The sequence below is a fragment of the Citrobacter sp. Cpo061 genome (genome assembly GCF_030332845.1).
GTDB lineage: Bacteria > Pseudomonadota > Gammaproteobacteria > Enterobacterales > Enterobacteriaceae > Citrobacter > Citrobacter portucalensis.
In genome coordinates this window covers 196,761-217,284 of record NZ_JAOWHB010000037.1, presented here as the reverse complement: position 1 = coordinate 217,284, position 20,524 = coordinate 196,761, and the positions used below count along the sequence as shown (strand labels likewise).

Annotated in this window: 21 protein-coding genes; 15 read left to right on the top strand and 6 right to left on the bottom strand. The window is 50.1% G+C overall.

The genetic code is table 11. The features are described from left to right. The first annotated feature begins 114 nt into the window (after positions 1-114). Positions 115-780 carry a YecA/YgfB family protein gene (locus tag OGX97_RS10340; protein ID WP_003034581.1) on the top strand — a complete coding sequence of 222 codons (666 nt, stop codon included), beginning with the start codon at positions 115-117 and terminating at the stop codon, positions 778-780. A 26-nt stretch (positions 781-806) separates the two neighbouring features. On the opposite strand, the gene tyrP is transcribed toward OGX97_RS10340, so the two are convergent. Further along, the gene (gene tyrP / locus OGX97_RS10335; protein ID WP_003833907.1) at positions 807-2,018 is read right to left on the bottom strand and encodes a tyrosine transporter TyrP; all 1,212 of its coding nucleotides are present in this window, start codon (positions 2,016-2,018) and stop codon (positions 807-809) included. Positions 2,019-2,243: 225 nt separating this feature from the next. On the opposite strand from tyrP, the gene OGX97_RS10330 reads away from it, so the two are divergent. Next, a complete protein-coding gene (locus OGX97_RS10330) occupies positions 2,244-2,483 on the top strand; it encodes a YecH family metal-binding protein (protein WP_003034586.1) in 240 nt (79 codons plus the stop codon). A gap of 45 nt (positions 2,484-2,528) precedes the next feature. On the opposite strand, the gene ftnA is transcribed toward OGX97_RS10330, so the two are convergent. Together ftnA and yecR are read right to left on the bottom strand one after the other, a co-directional pair. Beyond that, on the bottom strand, positions 2,529-3,026 hold the full coding sequence (gene ftnA, locus OGX97_RS10325; protein WP_003034588.1) for a non-heme ferritin: 498 nt from the start codon (positions 3,024-3,026) through the stop codon (positions 2,529-2,531). Between the two features lie 194 nt (positions 3,027-3,220). Then, positions 3,221-3,556, bottom strand: a complete 336-nt coding sequence (gene yecR, locus OGX97_RS10320) for a YecR family lipoprotein (RefSeq protein WP_048224236.1) — start codon at positions 3,554-3,556, stop codon at positions 3,221-3,223. 267 nt (positions 3,557-3,823) lie between these two features. Here yecR and OGX97_RS10315 point away from each other — a divergent pair, with 267 nt between their 5' ends. Beyond that, positions 3,824-4,462 (top strand): RpiB/LacA/LacB family sugar-phosphate isomerase, encoded by a 639-nt coding sequence (locus OGX97_RS10315; protein WP_279850693.1) that lies wholly within the window; start codon positions 3,824-3,826, stop codon positions 4,460-4,462. A 33-nt stretch (positions 4,463-4,495) separates the two neighbouring features. Here the strand turns inward: OGX97_RS10315 and OGX97_RS10310 are convergent, their stop codons facing one another. Further along, entirely contained in the window at positions 4,496-5,917 is a 1,422-nt protein-coding gene (locus OGX97_RS10310; RefSeq protein ID WP_048224233.1) for an MFS transporter, read from the bottom strand. Positions 5,918-6,046: 129 nt separating this feature from the next. Between OGX97_RS10310 and OGX97_RS10305 the strand changes: the two genes are divergently transcribed. Continuing rightward, positions 6,047-6,298 carry a DUF2766 family protein gene (locus tag OGX97_RS10305; protein ID WP_003034595.1) on the top strand — a complete coding sequence of 84 codons (252 nt, stop codon included), beginning with the start codon at positions 6,047-6,049 and terminating at the stop codon, positions 6,296-6,298. A 139-nt stretch (positions 6,299-6,437) separates the two neighbouring features. Here OGX97_RS10305 and OGX97_RS10300 read toward each other — a convergent pair whose 3' ends face one another. Then, the gene (locus OGX97_RS10300; RefSeq protein ID WP_003034597.1) at positions 6,438-6,941 is read right to left on the bottom strand and encodes a non-heme ferritin-like protein; all 504 of its coding nucleotides are present in this window, start codon (positions 6,939-6,941) and stop codon (positions 6,438-6,440) included. A gap of 553 nt (positions 6,942-7,494) precedes the next feature. On the opposite strand from OGX97_RS10300, the gene OGX97_RS10295 reads away from it, so the two are divergent. From OGX97_RS10295 to otsA, 6 genes are all read left to right on the top strand, one after another. After that, positions 7,495-8,052, top strand: a complete 558-nt coding sequence (locus OGX97_RS10295; RefSeq protein ID WP_048235190.1) for a DJ-1/PfpI family protein — start codon at positions 7,495-7,497, stop codon at positions 8,050-8,052. A gap of 318 nt (positions 8,053-8,370) precedes the next feature. Beyond that, complete coding sequence (locus OGX97_RS10290; protein WP_003833897.1) at positions 8,371-9,360, top strand: arabinose ABC transporter substrate-binding protein; 990 nt, start codon at positions 8,371-8,373, stop codon at positions 9,358-9,360. Positions 9,361-9,492: 132 nt separating this feature from the next. Beyond that, positions 9,493-11,007: an arabinose ABC transporter ATP-binding protein AraG gene (gene araG / locus OGX97_RS10285; RefSeq protein ID WP_003839135.1), complete on the top strand. Its 1,515-nt coding sequence runs from the start codon at positions 9,493-9,495 to the stop codon at positions 11,005-11,007. Positions 11,008-11,021: 14 nt separating this feature from the next. Next, on the top strand, positions 11,022-12,008 hold the full coding sequence (araH, locus tag OGX97_RS10280) for an L-arabinose ABC transporter permease AraH (RefSeq protein ID WP_008785075.1): 987 nt from the start codon (positions 11,022-11,024) through the stop codon (positions 12,006-12,008). A 175-nt stretch (positions 12,009-12,183) separates the two neighbouring features. After that, complete coding sequence (otsB, locus tag OGX97_RS10275) at positions 12,184-12,987, top strand: trehalose-phosphatase (protein WP_235127335.1); 804 nt, start codon at positions 12,184-12,186, stop codon at positions 12,985-12,987. Next, positions 12,962-14,383, top strand: a complete 1,422-nt coding sequence (gene otsA, locus OGX97_RS10270; protein ID WP_032943805.1) for an alpha,alpha-trehalose-phosphate synthase — start codon at positions 12,962-12,964, stop codon at positions 14,381-14,383. Before otsB ends, otsA begins: the two co-directional genes overlap by 26 nt. 17 nt (positions 14,384-14,400) lie before the next feature. Here the strand turns inward: otsA and uspC are convergent, their stop codons facing one another. Then, the gene (uspC, locus tag OGX97_RS10265) at positions 14,401-14,829 is read right to left on the bottom strand and encodes a universal stress protein UspC (RefSeq protein WP_008785072.1); all 429 of its coding nucleotides are present in this window, start codon (positions 14,827-14,829) and stop codon (positions 14,401-14,403) included. Positions 14,830-15,622: 793 nt separating this feature from the next. On the opposite strand from uspC, the gene flhD reads away from it, so the two are divergent. The 5 genes from flhD to cheA all read left to right on the top strand — a co-directional run bounded on the left by flhD (position 15,623) and on the right by cheA (position 20,524). Further along, entirely contained in the window at positions 15,623-15,964 is a 342-nt protein-coding gene (gene flhD / locus OGX97_RS10260; protein ID WP_003034622.1) for a flagellar transcriptional regulator FlhD, read from the top strand. Next, on the top strand, positions 15,961-16,545 hold the full coding sequence (gene flhC / locus OGX97_RS10255) for a flagellar transcriptional regulator FlhC (RefSeq protein WP_008785071.1): 585 nt from the start codon (positions 15,961-15,963) through the stop codon (positions 16,543-16,545). The genes flhD and flhC overlap by 4 nt, the downstream gene beginning before the upstream one ends. 124 nt (positions 16,546-16,669) lie before the next feature. Then, positions 16,670-17,557: a flagellar motor stator protein MotA gene (motA, locus tag OGX97_RS10250; RefSeq protein ID WP_003034628.1), complete on the top strand. Its 888-nt coding sequence runs from the start codon at positions 16,670-16,672 to the stop codon at positions 17,555-17,557. Next, positions 17,554-18,483: a flagellar motor protein MotB gene (gene motB / locus OGX97_RS10245; protein ID WP_003034631.1), complete on the top strand. Its 930-nt coding sequence runs from the start codon at positions 17,554-17,556 to the stop codon at positions 18,481-18,483. Before motA ends, motB begins: the two co-directional genes overlap by 4 nt. Positions 18,484-18,487: 4 nt before the next feature. Then, a complete protein-coding gene (cheA, locus tag OGX97_RS10240; protein ID WP_235127337.1) occupies positions 18,488-20,524 on the top strand; it encodes a chemotaxis protein CheA in 2,037 nt (678 codons plus the stop codon).

Sequence of the window (20,524 nt, the reverse complement as noted above, 5' to 3'; positions counted from 1 at the left end):
CCTGTTAACCTGAACGGGCGGCAGCTATATGCCGCATATGCCCATTTGTATCTGTTATCCCTCCAGCCATGTAGGATGATCACAGGCAAGATTTTTTGACTAAGGAAAAGCGTTATGAAAACGGGACCATTAAACGAGAGCGAACTGGAATGGCTGGATGATGTACTGACTAAGTACAATACAGACAAGGCTATTCTGGATGTGTCAGAACTGGATGGTTTGCTGACGGCGGTGCTGAGTTCACCGTATGAAATTGAACCAGAGCAGTGGCTGGTCGCAATTTGGGGCGGCGCGCAGTATGTCCCTCGCTGGTCCTCCGAAAAAGAAATGACGCGTTTCATGAACCTGGCGTTTCAACATATGGCGGATACGGCCGATCGTCTGGATGAATATCCTGAGCAGTTTGAGCCTCTGTTTGGTTTGCGTGAAATTGACGAGCATGAACTGACCATCGTTGAAGAGTGGTGCTTTGGTTATATGCGCGGCGTCGCACTGTCAGACTGGTCCGCATTACCGGACACGTTAAAACCAGCACTTGAAGCTATTGCGCTGCACGGTACGGAAGAGAACTTTGCGGTGGTTGAGAAACTAACGCCGGAAGCGTTTGAAGAGAGCGTCGATGCCATCCGCCTGGCAGCGCTGGACCTGCATGCTTACTGGATGGCGCATCCTCAGGAAACGCCGGTCAAAGTACCGGTGAAAGTGGATGCCAAAGTAGGGCGCAATGACCCTTGCCCATGTGGCAGCGGCAAGAAATATAAGCAGTGCTGTTTGCATTAACAGAAAGGGGCGAAAGCCCCTTTGTTTTAACCCACTTCTGGTAGTAATCCTGCTGCAATAGAAAACTGTACTGCTATTACCACAATGCCGCACAAAAATACCAGCGCCAGCGCCGGAGCACCGCCTGCTACGCGGTAGTTGGCCTGCGGATTATGTTTTCTGCTCTGCCAGGCCAGCATCGAGGGAATGAGCAGCGCCAGCACCGCCAGGGCAACGCCCGCATACCCTAATGCCATGACAAAACCACGCGGATAGAACAGCGCGAATGCCAGCGGCGGCAGGAATGTCACCGCGCCGGTTTGCATTCTTCCCGCTACGGTATTGCGGCGCTGGAAGAGGTCGGCCAGGTAGTCAAATAATCCCAATGCAACGCCGAGGAAAGAGGTTGCCAGCGCGAGGTCGGCGAACAGATGCACCGCCAGTTCGACGTGCGGCGAAGCCACGACTTCACGCAATGCCTGCAATAAGCCGTTTAAGCCTGCGTGGTTGGCTAATAGCCCCATGAACGTTGTCGAGTTAATGCTACCAAGCGTCGCCAGTTGCCAGAAGATATAGGCGACCAGAGGAATAGCGCTACCCGTAATAAACACCCAACGCAGTTTACGGATGTTACCGTTCATATAGCTGACGATACTGGGAACACTGCCGTGAAAACCGAATGAGGTGAATATGACCGGGATCGCGGAGAGCGCCAGCCCCTGTTGCAGCGGCAGCGTAAGCAGGTTCACTTTATGAATATGCGGCATTAACAGAGCCAGCATCGCCACCAGGAAGATTATCTTGGCACTGAATAGCAGACGGTTGAACAGATCGACCAGCGAGGTCCCAACACAAACCACGCCACCGGCAACAAAGGTGAACAGCAGTACACCTGTCGTCGGAGATATATTTGTTCCAGTCCAGTCGCTGATGCTGGAAGCCAGCAGTTCACCTGCACCACTGATGTACGCCGCCGTCAGGGCATACATTAAAAACATCATGCTAAAGCCCGTTACCCATTGTCCGTAACGACCAAGATAACGTTTTGCCAGCGTACCCAGCCCGGTGTCTGCCGGGACATGTTGATACACTTCAAGCAGCAACAGCGCTGTGTAGCACATCAACGCCCAAAGACTGACTAACAATACCAGCGTGACGCTAAACCCCACGCCTGCCGCAGCCAGCGGCATTGCCAACATACCGGCACCAATCGTGGTTCCCGCCACGATAAAAATACTACCCAGGGTTCTGTTTTTCACGCTTTCCTCTGTCCCAGAGATAATCAATGGTTATATCTGCGGCGCAGATTAAGGCAAAACGCTATTTTCGTCAAATCACCGTTACAATGACTGTACATTAATGTTTACGATTTTTTGACCGTTAAGATGTATAACAAATGACATTTATCTGCTGATAAACCTGCGTTAGCGCAAAGCGACGATGTGCGGTTCACATTAGGCTACGGACTTTATTAAGGAGGTAATATGGAATCTATTCACGGTCACGAAGTGCTTAACATGATGATTGAATCTGGTGAGCAGTATTCAAATGCCAGCCTTGAAGCGGCGATTACGGCACGTTTCGGCGAGCAGGCGCGTTTTCACACTTGTTCTGCGGCGGATATGACGGCAGGTGAGTTAGTGGCGTTTTTAGCGGCGAAGGGAAAGTTTATTGCAAAAGAAGACGGCTTCTCTACGCACGAAAGCAAGATCTGCCGTCACTGATTTCAAGGGGTAATGATGGCGTGTTGCCTTCATTACCCTAAAATATTAATTCTGTGTATCAAGCGTAGCCAGTTCTTTATCGATGAAATAAAGACCTTCGCCGCTTTTTCCTGCCAGCGACAGCTTATCAATAACAGATTTAAATAATTTCTCTTCTTCATGCTGCTCGGCAACATACCATTGCAGGAAATTAAAGGTTGGATAATCCTGGTGGGTCATTGCCGCGTGTGCCAGCTCATTAATTTTCTGGGTGATTAGCTGCTCGTGTTCGTAAGTAACACGGAACAGTTCATCCAGAGAAGCATATTCAGCAAAGGGTGAAGAAACGGTATTAATACGCGGCAAGCTGCCGGTATCGGTCAGGTAGTCGAACAGACGCTGCATGTGCGTCATCTCTTCCTGGGCGTGACGGCGCAAAAACGCGGCGGCACCTTCGAAGCTGTGATAGCTGCACCACGCGCTCATCTGTTGGTAGAGCAGAGATGAATATAATTCAAGATTCATTTGCTCATTCAGTTGGTCGATCATTTCTGTTTTCAGCATGGTTCTGCTCCACAAACGTTATTATATATTGACGTGGCGCCACTATAATTTGTTATTTAATTATTTGCAAAAGGTAAAATAATAAATTTATTTATTAAAAATGCGAATGGGAATAAAACGCATTAACGATATTAAACGGAGGATATAAATAATAAAGTGGTAAAAGACCAGCAAAAATGAGCTGGTCGGAAATATTAATAATTGAAAGAAGGTGATTGGGGCACCGCGACACCATGACACTGCCAGGCGAGTGTAATTTTGGTATTTAAGCACAGAGAGCCTGCATACACGCTACAGGTTGACACCGGCTGACCAAACGCTTCTGCGCTGGCATAGCCCAGGCGCTGACACTCTTTAGTGGCTGTCCCTTGGGTAACGTAGTCATCGGTGCGTGCTGTTTGTAACATGGCCTGATTATAAGTCAGGCGAACCACACCAGTGATGGTGCTGGCTTCGCTGACCTGTGCCTGTTTTGTAATTGTGCATCCTGTCAGCATGAGCGGCAAAAGCGCTAGGATAAAGGTCTTCATGAGATCGCTCTGAAAGTTCGAAGATACACTATCATGGCATACAGAGACCCTCATCAATGGCTTGAATAGCCCGAAGATCACCTGCGATTAATCACAACGAGGTCATTTGCTTGAGGTAATTCTGAACTGTTCAGACAGGAATGTGAGCGCAACTTTGTTTTTTAAAACTAAATTTCATTAAATTTGAAAGTGTGATTGCAAAATAGTAATGTGGCTGAATGTTATGACTTTCAGCGGGCTACCGCAGCGCATTCAGGAGAGTATAGAATGAAAATTGCATTGATGATGGAAAACAGCCAGGCAAGCAAAAACGCCACCATCCATAACGAGCTTAAGGCCGTTGCGGATGAGAAAGGTTTTCCGGTCTATAACGTTGGGATGAGCGACGAAAATGATCATCATCTGACCTACATCCATTTAGGCATTATGGCCAGCATCCTGCTTAATTCCAAAGCTGTAGACTTTGTTGTTACAGGTTGCGGTACGGGCCAGGGGGCAATGATGTCACTGAATATCCATCCGGGTGTGGTGTGTGGTTATTGCCTTGATCCTGCAGATGCGTTCTTGTTCTCTCAAATTAACAACGGCAACGCGCTTTCTCTGGCATTCGCCAAAGGTTTTGGCTGGGGTGCAGAGCTGAATGTGCGCTATATGTTTGAAAAAGCGTTCACCGGGCGTAACGGTGAAGGCTACCCACCGGAGCGTAAAGAGCCGCAGGTGCGTAACGCCGGTATTCTGAATCAGGTGAAAGCGGCTGTGGTAAAAGAAAATTATCTGGACACGCTGCGCGCGATCGATCCTGAACTGGTGAAAACCGCTGTATCAGGCCCGCGCTTCCAGCAGTGCTTCTTTGAAAACTGCCAGGACAAAGCAATCGAAGCGTTTGTACGCGAGGTGATTGGCTAAATCCTGTGAGCCCGGCGGCGTTCACCCTCCGGGCTACCTGTTCTTGTTCGATACTGCGCTTCCTGCATCACGGGTGAGCCGCAGCGTATCCACCATACCTACCAGACAAATAATGGCAATAGCGACAAAGGCCAGCCGGAAACTGATCCCCGGAATATTGCCCAATGCCAGCTTTTCACTGACCACATCGCCAATGCGGATGCCAATAGCGGCTAAAGAAATGCCCAACCCCACCGCTAATTGTGTCGCCGTACTGAACAGCGTATTAGCGTAGCTCATTTGTGCTGCGGGGACGTCCGCGAAGGCAAGCGTGCTGACGCCGGTAAACTGAATTGAGCGGAACACACCGCCCAGATACAACACCAGCAAAATAACCCACACGGGGGTCTGCGGCGTAATTAATGCACAGGCCAGCAACGCCAAAACGTTAAGTGCACCGTTAATCAACAGCAGTTTCTTAAAGCCCAGCCAGCGTATCAACGGTGTGGTGGCAGGTTTAATCGTCAGATTGCCGACAAATACCGCCAGTACCAGCGAGCCCGCGTGAAAAGCGTTCATGCCAAAACCTACCTGAAACATTAACGGCAGCAGAAATGGCACGGCGCTGATAGAGGCACGAAACAGCGATCCGCCATACATGGTGACGCGAAAAGTAGGCACGTTCATGGCATCAAGGCGAATCATTGGCCAGGCGGTGCGATGAAAATGATGCAGGGCAAACAGAAAGGTCACTGTTCCTAGCGCCAAAAGTCCGGCGGTCAGCCAGCCCTGAGGCTGTTGGGTTCCCAGTAACTCCATGGCATACACCAGGCTCACCATCGCAACAGAGGTTGCGATAAATCCCGTTATATCAAATGGGCGGCGCTCGTCGTCATGAATATCCGGGATAAAACGTAGCGCCAGCGCAATCGCCAGTATTCCGAGCGGTACATTAATGAAGAAGATCCAGCGCCAGTTGGCATAGCTGGTAATGAATCCGCCAAGGGGAGGGCCAATGATGGGGGCGACTAACGCGGGCCAGGTCAGGGTCGCAATAGCGGTGATCAACTGATGTTTAGGCGTGGTTCGCAATACCGCGAGTCGGCCAACCGGAACCATTAGCGCACCACCTACACCCTGTAAGATTCGCATGGCGACAAAGCTCTCAAGGCTTTCGGACAAACCGCATAAAACCGAGGCGAAAGTAAATATCGCCAGTGCAAGGGTAAACACCTTTCGGGCGCCGAAGCGATCCGCAATCCAGCCGCTGGCGGGGATCAGTACCGCGAGGGTGATCAGATAGGCGCTGATACCTATGTTCAGGTCAACTGCGTGCACGCCAAAACTTTTCGCCATGTCGGGCAGTGCGGTGGCAATCACCGTGCCGTCAATAAACTCCATAAAGAAAGCCCCGGCAACAAGTAATGCAGCCGGGGATAGACCGCGTTTGTTCTCAACCGCTAAATGTTCACTCATGTTGTGCTTGCCATCTCAAAAGAAACTGACTGGAACTATTTTTATTTTCAGCGCATTCGGAAGGCATGCGCGGCTATCGTTTCGTTCGTTGAATGGGTACTATGACGACCTTTCTATAAGGAGCTCACTATGTCCCAAACACTGAATGCCGATCAGGAACTGCTCTCGGACGTTGTTGCCTGTCAGCTGGTTATCAAGCAGATTCTGGATGTTCTTGATGTTATTGCCCCAGTTGAAGTTCGGGAGAAAATGTCCAGCCAGCTGAAAAGCATCGACTTTTCCAGCCATCCTGCAGGTGCCGATCCGGTCACTATGCGCGCAATACAAAAAGCGGTTGCCTTGATCGAGTTGAAATTCACGCCGCAGAATGAATCTCACTAAAATAAACCGTTGTTTCAGGTTTTAGAAAGGTTTTTTTGCGCCTCGCAGAATGAGAGGCGTGGGCGTAGAGAAAATTAAGCACCAGCCGGATAAGGTGCGTCGCATCGTTATCCGGCATTAACACGATGAAAATTGAAGATTAGTGATGTTGATAGTTCACGACGTTCAGCAGGTGCTTATCGGTTTGCGCCATGCACAGTCCCGCACGTTTAGCGCTGCGGACTTCATCAAGAATCGTCTGTAACAGCACGCCATCCTGCTGCTGCTCTTTTTCCAGATCGTGAAGAAAATCAATGGTTGTTGCATCATTCAAGGCTTCTGCTTCATTGGTTAAGCGTGATAGCTTGCTGTAACGCTGTTGGTATTCATCCAGCGTTTTCTGAAACAGTTCTTCAAGGGAAGTTAGTTCATCACCTGGAACATCGATAGCCTTGACGATAGGGTTAGCCCCGGCACTTTTCATAAAATTAAACATACGCATCATTTGAGTCACGTTACCTTGCGCCTGGGTGCGTAGAAAGGTTGCGGTGCCAGTCAGGCTGTGTTCGTAGCACCATTCACTGAGATGCAGGTAAAGATTCGATGCGTAGAACTCGAGGTTCATTTGTGTGTTGAGTTTATGAACAATTCCAACTGCAGCCATATCAATATCCTTATTTCCAGAAAGGGGGATGTACGTTACTAACGTCAGTGCAACGGGCTGCCGCTACACGTCACCTCTACGTACAATTAAAACTGTTAGCAGAATAAATCCGTTCCGCCGGTCCTTTAGTGATCACGAATTATATTCGCTCCCGATCAAGATTCAGCATAACTCCAGTCCCGACATAAGAAAATCCTTAAATCTGCGTATTTATGATTTTTTACATATTGTCATAGCAATATTAGTGATTTTTCCGCTTGTGCTTATAAATGCTGTGAATATAACATATTGATATTTATAGTATTAAAGTAAAATTTTGATAATGAAATGATGTTTCATATCACGAAATGAAATTTCACAATCAGGTATTGTCTGTCGCCAGATGATTATCTGGTCTTCGGATGAAGAAATTTCACCATTGACCCGCGTCTGTGAACGCTATCTGCTGGCTAATTTTTTGCGCCAGATCAGTTTTGTGGAAATTAATAAAGTTAAGCGCCTGAATGATTCGACATTTATTGTTTGGTGTATTTGGAAAAATCGAGGAGTGTGTATGAAAAAGGTTGCCGTGCTACTGGCACCTGGTTTTGAAGAGGCGGAAGCCATTGTTACCATTGATATTCTGCGCCGCCTGCAGATCGAAGTTGAAACACTGGCCTGCGCCGAGTCCCGTGCGGTGGTGAGCTACCATGACGTGCCGATGGTGACGGACAGCACGCTGGCTGCGCGTCAGACGGATCTTTATGATGCCGTTGTGTTACCCGGCGGGCCGCAGGGCAGCGTTAACCTTGCCGCCAGTGAGGCTGTCATCCAGTTTATCGCTCGCCATGACGAGGCAGGAAAACTCATTTGCCCGGTGTGTTCTGCGGCGGCGCGCGTGCTGGGCGGCAACGGCCTGCTGAAGGGGCGTCGCTATGTGTGTTCGGGAGATCTGTGGCAAAACGTCGCGGATGGGGAATATATTGATGCGCCGGTTGTTGAAGATGGCAACCTTATTAGCGGCAAAGGATTAGGGCATATTTTCGATTTTGCTTTCACGCTTTCAGCGCGTCTGCTGGAAGATGACATTCCGGTTCGCGATCACGCTGACCACATTTATTACAGATGGTAATCATTGTGCTCCCGAATGCTTCGGTATTCGGGAACAAGGATTCGTTGGCTGATGTTATGGACTAATCTGCTACCCCTCTTTTTTCCCGTCGACAAAACCGCGTTTTTTTATGTCATTTCCCGCTGAATTTATGTACGCAATTACTGTAATTCTGTGGTGTGATGCCGCTCTCTTATGGAGAATCAATTTCCCGCTAAAAATACTCTCAGCACTGGCATTGATCTTATCAATAAAAGGTAATGCCTTGTTTTACGTCCGAATTACAAAAAATCGTCTGATTTTACCCTACATAAAAGAACGTTAAAGCTGGAGTTAACCATGCACAAATTCACTAAAGCGCTGGCTGCCATCGGTCTGGCGGCCATTATGTCACAATCCGCTATCGCTGAATCCATGAAGCTCGGTTTCCTGGTCAAACAGCCGGAAGAACCGTGGTTCCAGACTGAATGGAAATTTGCCGATAAAGCCGGTAAAGACCTTGGTTTTGAGGTGATTAAAATTGCCGTTCCGGATGGTGAGAAAACCCTTAACGCCATCGACAGCCTGGCTGCAAGTGGAGCAAAAGGGTTTGTGATTTGCACGCCAGATCCAAAACTGGGGCCAGCCATTATGGCTAAGGCACGTGGCTACGATATGAAAGTCATTGCCGTCGACGACCAGTTTGCCAACGCTAAAGGTAAGCCGATGGATACCGTGCCGCTGGTGATGATGGCGGCAACCAAAATTGGTGAACGCCAGGGCCAGGAGCTGTACAAAGAGATGCAAAAACGCGGTTGGGATGTGAAATCCACCGCCGTAATGGCCATTACCGCCAACGAACTGGATACCGCACGTCGTCGTACTTCTGGTTCAATGGAAGCGCTTAAAGCCGCAGGCTTCCCGGAAAAACAGATTTACCAGGTCCCAACAAAATCGAATGACATCCCCGGCGCATTCGACGCCGCCAACTCCATGCTGGTTCAGCATCCTGAAGTCAAAAACTGGCTGATTGTCGGCATGAACGACAACACCGTGCTGGGTGGCGTACGTGCGACCGAAGGGCAGGGCTTCAAAGCACCAAACGTGATTGGTATCGGGATCAACGGCGTTGACGCGGTGAGCGAACTGTCAAAAGGCGAAGCGACCGGGTTCTACGGTTCACTGCTGCCAAGCCCGGACGTGCACGGCTACAAATCCAGTGAAATGCTCTACAACTGGGTAACGAAAGGTGCAGAGCCACCGGCATTCACTGAAGTGACAGATGTGGTGCTGATTACCCGCGATAACTTCAAAGAAGAGCTGGCGAAGAAAGGCTTAGGCGGTAAGTAACAGAAGTGCTGCGATGTTGTAGGCCGGATTAGGCGAAGCCGCCTTCCGGCGCAATGCCCGGTGGCGCTGTGCTTACCGGGCCTACGTCCGGCGGTTTTCCAGGCCGGTAAAATCCTGACTCACGGAGACGTTATGCAACAGTCTACCCCGTATCTCTCATTTCGCGGCATTGGCAAAACGTTCCCGGGCGTTAAGGCGCTGACGGATATCAGTTTCGACTGCTATGCCGGACAGGTGCATGCGCTGATGGGCGAAAATGGCGCCGGGAAATCAACACTCTTAAAAATTCTCAGCGGTAACTATGCGCCAACAACGGGATCTCTGACGATCCGCGGACAGGAAGTTTCGTTCGCGGATACCACTGCCGCACTCAACGCCGGTGTCGCCATTATTTATCAGGAACTGCATCTCGTCCCGGAAATGACCGTTGCCGAGAATATTTACTTAGGGCAGTTACCGCACAAAGGCGGGATTGTGAACCGCTCGCTGCTGAACTATGAAGCAGGAATCCAGTTGAAGCATCTGGGGATGGATATCGATCCCGATACCCCACTGAAATACCTCTCCATTGGCCAGTGGCAGATGGTGGAGATTGCAAAAGCGCTGGCGCGAAACGCCAAAATTATCGCCTTTGATGAACCAACCAGCTCCCTGTCGGCTCGCGAGATTGAGAATTTGTTTCGCGTCATCCGTGAGCTGCGCAACGAAGGTCGCATCATTCTGTACGTTTCACACCGTATGGAGGAGATTTTTGCTCTCAGCGATGCCATCACCGTGTTTAAAGATGGTCATTACGTCAAAACGTTCACGGACATGCAGCAGGTCGATCACGATGCGCTGGTGCAGGCGATGGTCGGGCGCGACCTCGGGGATATCTATGGCTGGAAATCCAGACCGTATGGCACAGAGCGTCTGCGGCTGCATGAAGTCAAAGCTCCAGGCGTGCGTACGCCAATCAGCTTATCCGTGCGAAGCGGTGAAATTGTCGGGCTGTTTGGCCTGGTGGGGGCCGGACGTAGCGAATTAATGAAAGGGCTGTTCGGCGGTACGCGTATCACTGCGGGCCAGGTATTTATTGATGAACAGCCTATCGATATCCGTAAACCAAGCCATGCCATTGAAGCGGGGATGATGCTGTGCCCGGAGGATCGCAAAGCTGAAGGGATCATTCCGGTCCATTCAGTGCGCAACAACATCAACATTAGTGCACGGCGTAAGCATGTTCTGGGGGGATGCGTGATCAACAACGGCTGGGAAGAGACCAATGCCGATCACCATATTCGTTCACTCAACATCAAAACGCCGGGTGCAGAGCAACTGATCATGAACCTCTCCGGCGGTAATCAACAGAAGGCTATTCTCGGTCGTTGGTTGTCGGAAGAGATGAAAGTTATTTTGTTGGATGAGCCGACACGCGGCATTGATGTGGGCGCCAAGCATGAAATTTACAATGTGATTTATGCCCTCGCAGCGCGCGGTGTGGCCGTGTTGTTTGCTTCCAGTGACCTGCCAGAAGTGCTCGGTGTCGCCGACCGTATTGTGGTGATGAGAGAAGGCGAAATTGCCGGTGAGTTACTTCATGAACAGGCGGATGAGCGCCAGGCGTTGAGCCTTGCTATGCCTAAAGTCAGCCAGGCTGTAGCCTGAATAAGGAGAGTATGATGTCTTCCGTTTCTACATCGGGTTCTGGCGCAACGAAGTCGGCGCTAAATCTGGGCCGCATTTGGGACCAATACGGCATGCTGGTGGTGTTCGCCGTGCTGTTCCTGGTTTGTTCCCTCTTTGTGCCAAACTTTGCTACTTTCATCAACATGAAGGGGTTAGGGCTGGCGGTATCAATGTCGGGTATGGTTGCCTGCGGGATGCTGTTTTGCCTGGCATCCGGTGATTTCGACCTGTCTGTCGCGTCTGTAATTGCCTGTGCTGGTGTTACCACTGCCGTAGTCATTAACATGACCGAAAGTCTGTGGATTGGTGTGGCTGCCGGGCTGTTGCTCGGTATTCTGTGTGGTCTGGTGAATGGGTTCGTGATTGCGCGGTTAAAAATTAACGCCCTGATCACTACTCTTGCGACAATGCAGATTGTACGTGGTCTGGCCTATATTATCTCCGACGGTAAGGCAGTCGGGATTGAAGACGAGCGTTTCTTCACACTCGGCTATGCTAACTGGTTTGGTCTGCCGGCGCCTATTTGGATCACGGTCGTTTGTTTTATTGTCTTTGGCTTACTGCTGAACAAAACCACGTTTGGGCGTAATACGCTGGCCATTGGGGGCAATGAAGAGGCTGCGCGCCTGGCTGGGGTTCCGGTTGTTCGCACCAAGATTATTATCTTTATTCTTTCCGGTCTGGTATCCGCCATTGCCGGGATTATCCTCGCATCGCGTATGACCAGCGGCCAGCCAATGACCTCAATCGGTTATGAGTTGATCGTTATTTCAGCCTGCGTGTTAGGGGGCGTTTCGCTTAAAGGCGGCATCGGAAAAATCTCATATGTGGTGGCCGGGGTGTTGATCCTGGGGACGGTTGAGAATGCGATGAACCTGCTGAATATCTCTCCGTTCGCGCAGTATGTGGTTCGTGGCCTCATCCTGCTGGCGGCGGTGATCTTCGACCGTTATAAGCAAAAAGCGAAGCGTACCGTTTGATGATTTAAACCCCAACTTTTTAGTCTAGCTTCTGCCCGTCGCCAGCCGCTACCCGGCTGGCGATTGTTTTTTCAAATGGCGAGCATGGTCACACTGTCTATACTTATATCCGTCATACATCATCTATACGCCGCGATCCGCGTGGCGTTCTGACCATGATGAGGAGGATAACCGGGTGACAGCATCACTGACTTTACCCCCTGAACAATCTGTAAACTGTGCTTACTTTTTTGATCTCGATGGGACACTTGCTGAGATTAAACCCTTTCCCGACCAGGTCGTTGTCCCGAAGACAATCCTGCAATGTCTACATCAGTTAGCGACGCAGAATGCGGATGCGCTGGCATTGATTTCAGGGCGCTCAATGGTTGAGCTTGACGCACTCACTACTCCGTTTCGTTTTCCGCTTGCCGGAGTACATGGGGCAGAACGCCGTGACATCAATGGTCAAACGCACATAGTAAACCTGCCTGAAGGTATCGAACGTGAAGCCGGGGCGTTATTACACGCAGCGTTGGTGATGTTACCGGGGGCAACACTTGAAACCAAAGGCATGGCCTTCGCGTTGCATTATCGCCAGGCACCCGAACACGAAGCGGCGCTGGTTACGCTGGCTGAGCGCATCACGCGCAAATGGCCGCAGCTTGCTCTGCAGCACGGAAAATGTGTCGTGGAAATAAAGCCTAAGGGCAGTAATAAAGGCGACGCGATAGCTGCATTTATGCAGGAAGCGCCTTTTGCTGGCCGGATCCCTGTGTTTTTCGGTGATGATCTGACAGATGAAACAGGGTTTGCTGTAGTTAACCGCGCTGGCGGTATTTCTGTAAAGGTAGGGAGCGGGCCGACGCAGGCAACATGGCGTATGGATGGTGTCAGGGATGTCTGGCACTGGCTGGAGAAAAATAACTCTTCGCAGCAAGAACCGAAAGCAACGAATAACAGAAGAGGTGGCTATGAGTCGTTTAGTCGTAGTATCTAATCGTATCGCCTCACCAGATGACAAAGGGAGCGCGGGTGGGCTCGCGGTCGGTGTACTGGGCGCGTTAAAAGCTGCTGGTGGTTTATGGTTTGGCTGGAGTGGTGATACAGGTAATGAGGATAAACCGTTAAAAAAGGTCACCCGTGGCAATATCACCTGGGCCTCGTTTAATTTGAGTGAGCAAGATTACGAAGAGTATTACTGCCAGTTTTCAAATGCGGTTTTATGGCCCGCGTTTCACTATCGACTGGATTTAGTTCAGTTTCAGCGCTCTGCCTGGGAAGGTTACCAACGGGTTAATGCCTTACTGGTAGATAAACTTCTGCCATTGCTTGGCGATGACGACATTATTTGGGTTCATGATTACCATCTGTTGCCATTTGCCTGCGAGTTACGTAAGCGCGGCGTGCGTAATCGCATCGGTTTTTTCCTGCATATTCCTTTTCCGACGCCGGAAATTTTTAATGCGCTCCCTCCACATCTGGCGCTGCTTGAGCAAATGTGTGATTTTGATTTGCTTGGTTTCCAGACCGAAAACGATCGTCAGGCTTTTCTGGACTGTCTCGCAGCCCAGACTCGGGTGACCACGCATAAAGATAAGCAGCACCTGGCATGGGGAAAAGCGTTTCGTACTCAGGTTTATCCCATCGGTATTGAACCGGATGAGATTGCACGACAGGCGTCCGGTCCGCTGCCGCCAAAACTGGCACAGCTAAAAGCGGAGCTTAAAAATGTGCAGAATATTTTCTCCGTGGAGCGTCTGGATTACTCCAAAGGCTTGCCGGAGCGCTTTCAGGCCTATGAGGCCTTACTGGAACATTATCCGCAGCACCACGGTAAAATTCGCTATACGCAGATAGCACCGACCTCGCGTGAAGAGGTGCAGGCCTATCAGGATATTCGCCACCAACTGGAAACAGAGGCAGGGCGAATCAACGGCAAATATGGGCAACTGGGCTGGACGCCGCTTTACTATCTGAACCAGTATTTTGATCGTAAATTGCTGATGAAGATCTTCCGCTACTCTGATGTAGGGTTGGTGACCCCGTTGCGCGATGGTATGAACCTGGTGGCGAAAGAGTTTGTGGCCGCACAGGATCCTGCTAACCCTGGCGTGCTGGTTTTATCGCAATTTGCCGGGGCGGCGAACGAGCTAACCTCCGCCCTTATTGTTAATCCTTATGACCGGGATGAAGTGGCAGGCGCATTAAACCAGGCGCTGACGATGCCACTTACCGAACGTATCTCGCGCCACGCTGAAATGCTTGAGACTATCGTTAAAAACGATATCGACAACTGGCAGGCGACGTTCATTTGCGATCTTAAAACAGTCACGCCGCGTCGGAGTCAATGCCAACTGCCAGACAATATCTCTTCCTGTTCTAAACTCGCATGAAGTCGTGGCACTGTGGATTAATCTCCAGCTAGCGGAACCAGAAGAACGTCCACCTGGCTGGTATGAATCACGCTTTTCGCTGAACAGGATGCGCGAGAAAAAAAACTGTGGTTATGGTTGCCGTAAATGACCAGATCAACGGCGTGTTTGCGGCATACATCCAGGATATGTTCATTCAGAGCCCCATAGGTAATAAAGGTATGTTCAATGGGGTATTCTGCTTCTTTGCTAAGTTTGTCGATAAAATCCTGAGTCTCTTCTTGCATCACTTCACGCAGGTCTTCCAGCATGGGGGCAGCAAACTGGTTATACAGTTCGGGGTCTGAGACCAGTGTAATCAGGCTAATTCGGGCGTTGACAGGGCGAGCGATAGAAACCGCCTTGTCTAACAACTGCTGACTTTCAGGGGTGGCGGCAACAGCAACAAGAATGTGCGAATAGCTCATAACCCGCTCCTTTTTTTCAAGAATTATGAGATGGCTTTTCAGCTTTACTCAGCTTACCCCATACTGCAACGTTTCCCGCCTCGATAGTGTGAATGTCATCATGATTATTCATTAATTATTCTTATAAATAGAATAATCGATTCATATTAGTTGCAGATATGTTCAGGTTACTTAAGTGAAACCCACCGCTAATGAAAACAATGTGTTAATAAAAATTAAACATATATTAACATTTGCAAGGTCGTCACATCGCGGTATTAATTAATCACTCTAAATATTTAACTTATTGTTTCTAAAGAATTTAATTAAAAAAGTTTTTTGAGTTAAATATGTGATCCAGCTCGCTATTTCACGGCGTGATATTAACGGATGTGAACAAAATACTATTCGCTTTTATTGCAAGAATATTCGTACATCAGGAATTGAAATAGATGATGGCGGATTAAAAAATAAGCAAAGTAAAAGCTACGCTGATGGATTTATGTTAAGTGTTTGGCTGGTTTATGTGATCTTGATCACATATTCTTTAAATTCGCAGCATACCTCCGTTGTATGTGTAACTGACGGCGGGTAGAGTTGCGTCGAATTAGGAAAAATCTTAGACATTTGTAAGAATTGATGTGAGCTTGTAAGGGACGCTGCCTTCTTAAAAGGGAATGTTTAGACAACGCGTAAGTGTCGTCACGCTGCTATGTATTTGACCTTTTGCTTTTTTTTACCGGGCCTTCCCGGCGACATCACGGGGTGCGGTTTTACCGCATGAAAACAATGTTGGTTATTATGGATGCAAATAATGCATACATCCGAGTTGCTGAAACACATCTATGACATCAATTTGTCATATTTATTGCTTGCACAGCGTTTGATCGTTCAGGACAAAGCATCTGCGATGTTTCGCCTTGGTATCAGCGAGGAAATGGCGGACACGTTGGCAACATTAACACTTCCTCAAATGGTCAAACTGGCCGAAACAAACCAACTGGTATGTCATTTCCGTTTCGACGATCACCAGACTGTTACTCGCCTGACGCAAGACTCCCGCGTTGACGATCTTCAGCAAATTCATACTGGTATCATGCTTTCAACACGCCTGTTAAGCGACATCGATGATGCAGCACGTAAGAAAAGGGCTTGATGATGAGCGAAAAAAGCATTGTTCAGGAAGCGCGTGATATCCAGTTAGCAATGGAATTAATCACATTGGGCGCCCGTTTGCAAATGCTGGAAAGCGAAACGCAATTAAGCCGTGGTCGATTAATCAAGCTGTACAAAGAATTACGCGGTAGTCCTCCGCCAAAAGGGATGCTCCCGTTTTCCACCGACTGGTTTATGACGTGGGAACAAAATATTCATGCGTCGATGTTTTGCAATGCATGGCAATTCCTGCTCAAAACGGGTCTCTGTAGCGGCGTGGATGCCGTGATCAAGGCGTATCGGTTATATCTTGAGCAGTGTCCGCAGCCTGAAGAAGGGCCATTGTTGGCGTTAACCCGCGCGTGGACGCTGGTGCGATTTGTCGACAGCGGATTGCTGGAGTTGTCCCAATGCAATTGCTGCGGTGGGAATTTTATCACCCACGCACACCAACCCGCAGGCAGCTTTGCCTGTAGTTTATGCCAACCGCCATCACGGGCCGTAAAAAGACGTAAACTTTCCCAGAATGCTGCCGATATTATTCCACAACTGCTGGATGAACAGATCGAACAGGCTGTTTAACTGATATGGTGTGGATGAACACTCCAGCAGCGGTAAGCGATTACCGCTGCTTTTTTTTGTCCTGACCTTACGTTAATTGCCCGACTGCGCATCCTGTCATAGTCAATTGCGAAAGGATGATGTCGTGCTTATCTTATTAGGTTACCTGGTTGTTATTGGTACAGTTTTCGGCGGTTACATGATGACCGGCGGACACCTTGGGGCACTCTATCAACCGGCTGAGCTGGTGATTATCGGTGGTGCGGGTATTGGGGCATTCATCGTCGGCAATAACGGGAAAGCCATCAAAGGGACGATGAAAGCGATCCCGTTGCTTTTCCGTCGTTCGAAATACACCAAAGCGATGTATATGGATCTGCTGGCGCTCTTGTATCGCCTGATGGCCAAGTCACGTCAACAGGGCATGTTCTCGCTTGAGCGCGACATCGAAAACCCAAAAGAAAGTGAAATCTTCGCCAGCTATCCGCGCATTCTTGCGGATGCTGTAATGCTTGATTTTATTGTCGATTATCTGCGCCTGATCATCAGCGGCAACATGAATACGTTTGAAATTGAAGCGCTGATGGACGAAGAAATTGAGACTCATGAGAGTGAGGCTGAAGTCCCGGCGAATAGTCTGGCGATGGTCGGCGACTCACTACCGGCATTCGGGATCGTCGCGGCCGTTATGGGTGTTGTGCATGCGCTGGCTTCTGCCGATCGCCCGGCAGCAGAGCTGGGTGCGTTGATTGCGCATGCGATGGTGGGAACATTCCTCGGTATTTTGCTGGCCTATGGATTTATTTCTCCGCTTGCCAGCGTTCTGCGCCAGAAAAGCGCTGAAACAACCAAAATGATGCAGTGCGTGAAGATAACGCTGCTCTCCAATCTGAATGGTTACGCGCCGCCGATTGCCGTTGAATTTGGTCGTAAGACACTGTACTCCAGCGAACGTCCTTCGTTTATCGAACTGGAAGAACATGTTCGTGCGGTGAGAAATCCAACTGCGCAACAGACGACCGAGGACGCATGAAAAATCAGGCCCATCCCATTATCGTTGTAAAGCGACGCAAACATAAGAATCACGGTGGTGGGGCGCATGGCTCGTGGAAAATCGCCTACGCCGATTTTATGACCGCGATGATGGCCTTCTTTCTGGTGATGTGGCTCATTTCTATTTCCAGCCCTAAAGAATTGATCCAGATTGCCGAATATTTCCGTACACCGCTGGCCACCGCAGTGACCGGGGGAAATCGTATTTCGAATAGCCAAAGCCCGATTCCAGGCGGCGGGGATGATTACACCCAGCAGCAGGGCGAGGTGAACAAGCAGCCGAATATTGATGACCTGAGAAAACGTATGGAACAGAGCCGCTTGAGCAAACTTCGCGGCGATCTCGATCAACTGATTGAATCCGATCCCAAACTGCGAGCGCTGCGTCCGCATTTAAAGATTGATTTGGTTCAGGAAGGGCTGCGGATACAGATTATCGACAGTCAGAATCGCCCGATGTTTAAGACCGGTAGCGCTGAAGTTGAGCCGTACATGCGCGATATCCTGCGCGCGATTGCTCCAGTGCTCAACGGGATCCCTAACCGGATCAGCCTTTCCGGTCACACGGATGATTACCCTTACGCGAATGGTGAGAAAGGGTACAGCAACTGGGAATTGTCTGCCGATCGCGCAAATGCATCGCGTCGCGAGCTGGTTAGCGGCGGTCTGGATGATGGAAAAGTATTACGTGTGGTAGGTATGGCCGCCACGATGCGTCTGAGCGATCGCGGTCCTGAAGACGCTATCAACCGCCGTATTAGCCTGCTGGTTCTCAATAAGCAGGCAGAAGAGGCCATTTTGCATGAAAACGCTGAAAGCCAGAATGAGCCGGTAAGTGTCTTACAACGGCCAGCGGAACTCCCGCCGGTAAGCGTTCCCACATCGCCACCAGCCAATCCGAGGTGATAGCGTGAGCATGGATATTAGCGATTTTTATCAGACATTTTTTGATGAAGCTGACGAACTGTTGGCTGATATGGAGCAACACCTGCTTGATTTGGTTCCTGAAGCCCCGGATTCCGAACAGCTGAATGCCATTTTTCGTGCAGCGCACTCGATTAAAGGCGGGGCGGGCACCTTCGGCTTTACCATTTTGCAGGAAACGACCCATCTGATGGAAAACCTGCTGGATGAAGCGCGGCGTGGCGAGATGCAGCTCAATGCCGACATTATCAACCTGTTTTTGGAAACGAAAGATATTATGCAGGAACAGCTCGACGCCTATAAAAGCTCAGTGGAGCCTGATGCCGACAGTTTTGAGTACATCTGCCAGGCGTTACGGCAGTTAGCGCTCGAAGCGAAAGGTGAAACCGCACCGGCAGTTGTTAACTCAGCAAAACTTAGCGTTGTTGACAGCGCCGCGATGCAGGAAGAGGCGGTTGCAAAGCCTGAACCCGCCAGTGAAGAGAGCAAAAAACGCATTACTCTCTCGCGTCTGAAAGCCAGCGAAGTGGATTTACTGGAAGAGGAACTGGGGAATCTGGCGACCTTAACCGATGTGGTAAAAGGAAGCGACACGTTATCAGCAACGCTTGATGGCAACCTGGCAGAAGATGACATCATCGCGGTGCTTTGCTTTGTCATTGAAGCTGACCAAATTGAATTCGACACCGTCAGCGCAGCGCCTGTGGCAGTTGAAGCTGAAGAGGTGGCAGTTGTCACTGAACCGCAGCCGGTTGCTGTGGCACCTGCGGTGAAAGCTACCGCCAGTGAAGCACCACATAGCCGCGCGGAACGTGAAAAACCCGCCCGCGCCAGCGAGTCGACCAGTATCCGCGTAGCGGTAGAAAAGGTTGATCAGCTTATTAACCTGGTTGGCGAGTTGGTGATCACCCAGTCGATGCTGGCCCAGCGCTCTAACGAACTGGATCCTGTCAATCATGGCGATCTCATCACCAGCATGGGTCAGTTACAACGTAACGCCCGCGATTTGCAAGAGTCGGTGATGTCGATTCGTATGATGCCAATGGAGTACGTGTTCAGCCGTTTCCCTCGTCTGGTGCGCGATCTGGCCGGTAAGCTGGGTAAACAGGTCGAGCTGACGCAGGTAGGTAGTTCAACCGAACTCGACAAGAGCCTGATTGAACGCATCATCGATCCGTTGACGCACCTGGTGCGTAACAGCCTCGACCATGGTATCGAATTGCCGGAAAAACGCCTTGAATCCGGCAAAAGCCCAATCGGCAATCTGACGCTTTCCGCGGAGCATCAGGGCGGGAATATTTGTATTGAAGTGACCGATGATGGCGCTGGCCTGAACCGCGAACGTATCCTGGCTAAAGCTGTCTCTCAGGGCATGCCGATCCACGAAAACATGAGCGATGACGAAGTGGGTATGCTGATCTTCGCGCCAGGCTTTTCGACCGCCGAACAGGTGACGGATGTTTCCGGACGCGGCGTGGGTATGGATGTGGTGAAGCGAAATATCCAGGAGATGGGCGGCCATGTCGAGATCCAGTCTAAACAGGGACAGGGGACCACTATTCGCATTCTGCTGCCGCTGACGCTGGCGATCCTCGACGGGATGTCCGTGCGTGTGGCCGATGAGGTCTTCATTCTGCCACTGAATGCCGTTATGGAATCGCTGCAACCGCGCGAAGAAGATCTCCATCCGCTGGCCGGAGGAGAGCGCGTTCTGGAAGTGCGTGGCGAATATTTACCACTGGTTGAGTTGTGGAAAGTCTTTGAGGTTGAAGGCGCTAAAACTGAAGCGACTCAGGGCATAGTGGTCATTTTACAAAGTGCAGGGCGTCGCTATGCGCTGCTGGTGGATCAGTTAATTGGTCAACACCAGGTGGTGGTCAAAAACCTGGAAAGCAACTACCGCAAAGTGCCAGGTATTTCTGCTGCAACGATCCTCGGCGACGGCAGCGTCGCGCTGATTGTCGATGTCTCTGCATTGCAGGGGTTAAACCGCGAACAACGTGTGGCGATCACAGCCGCCTGA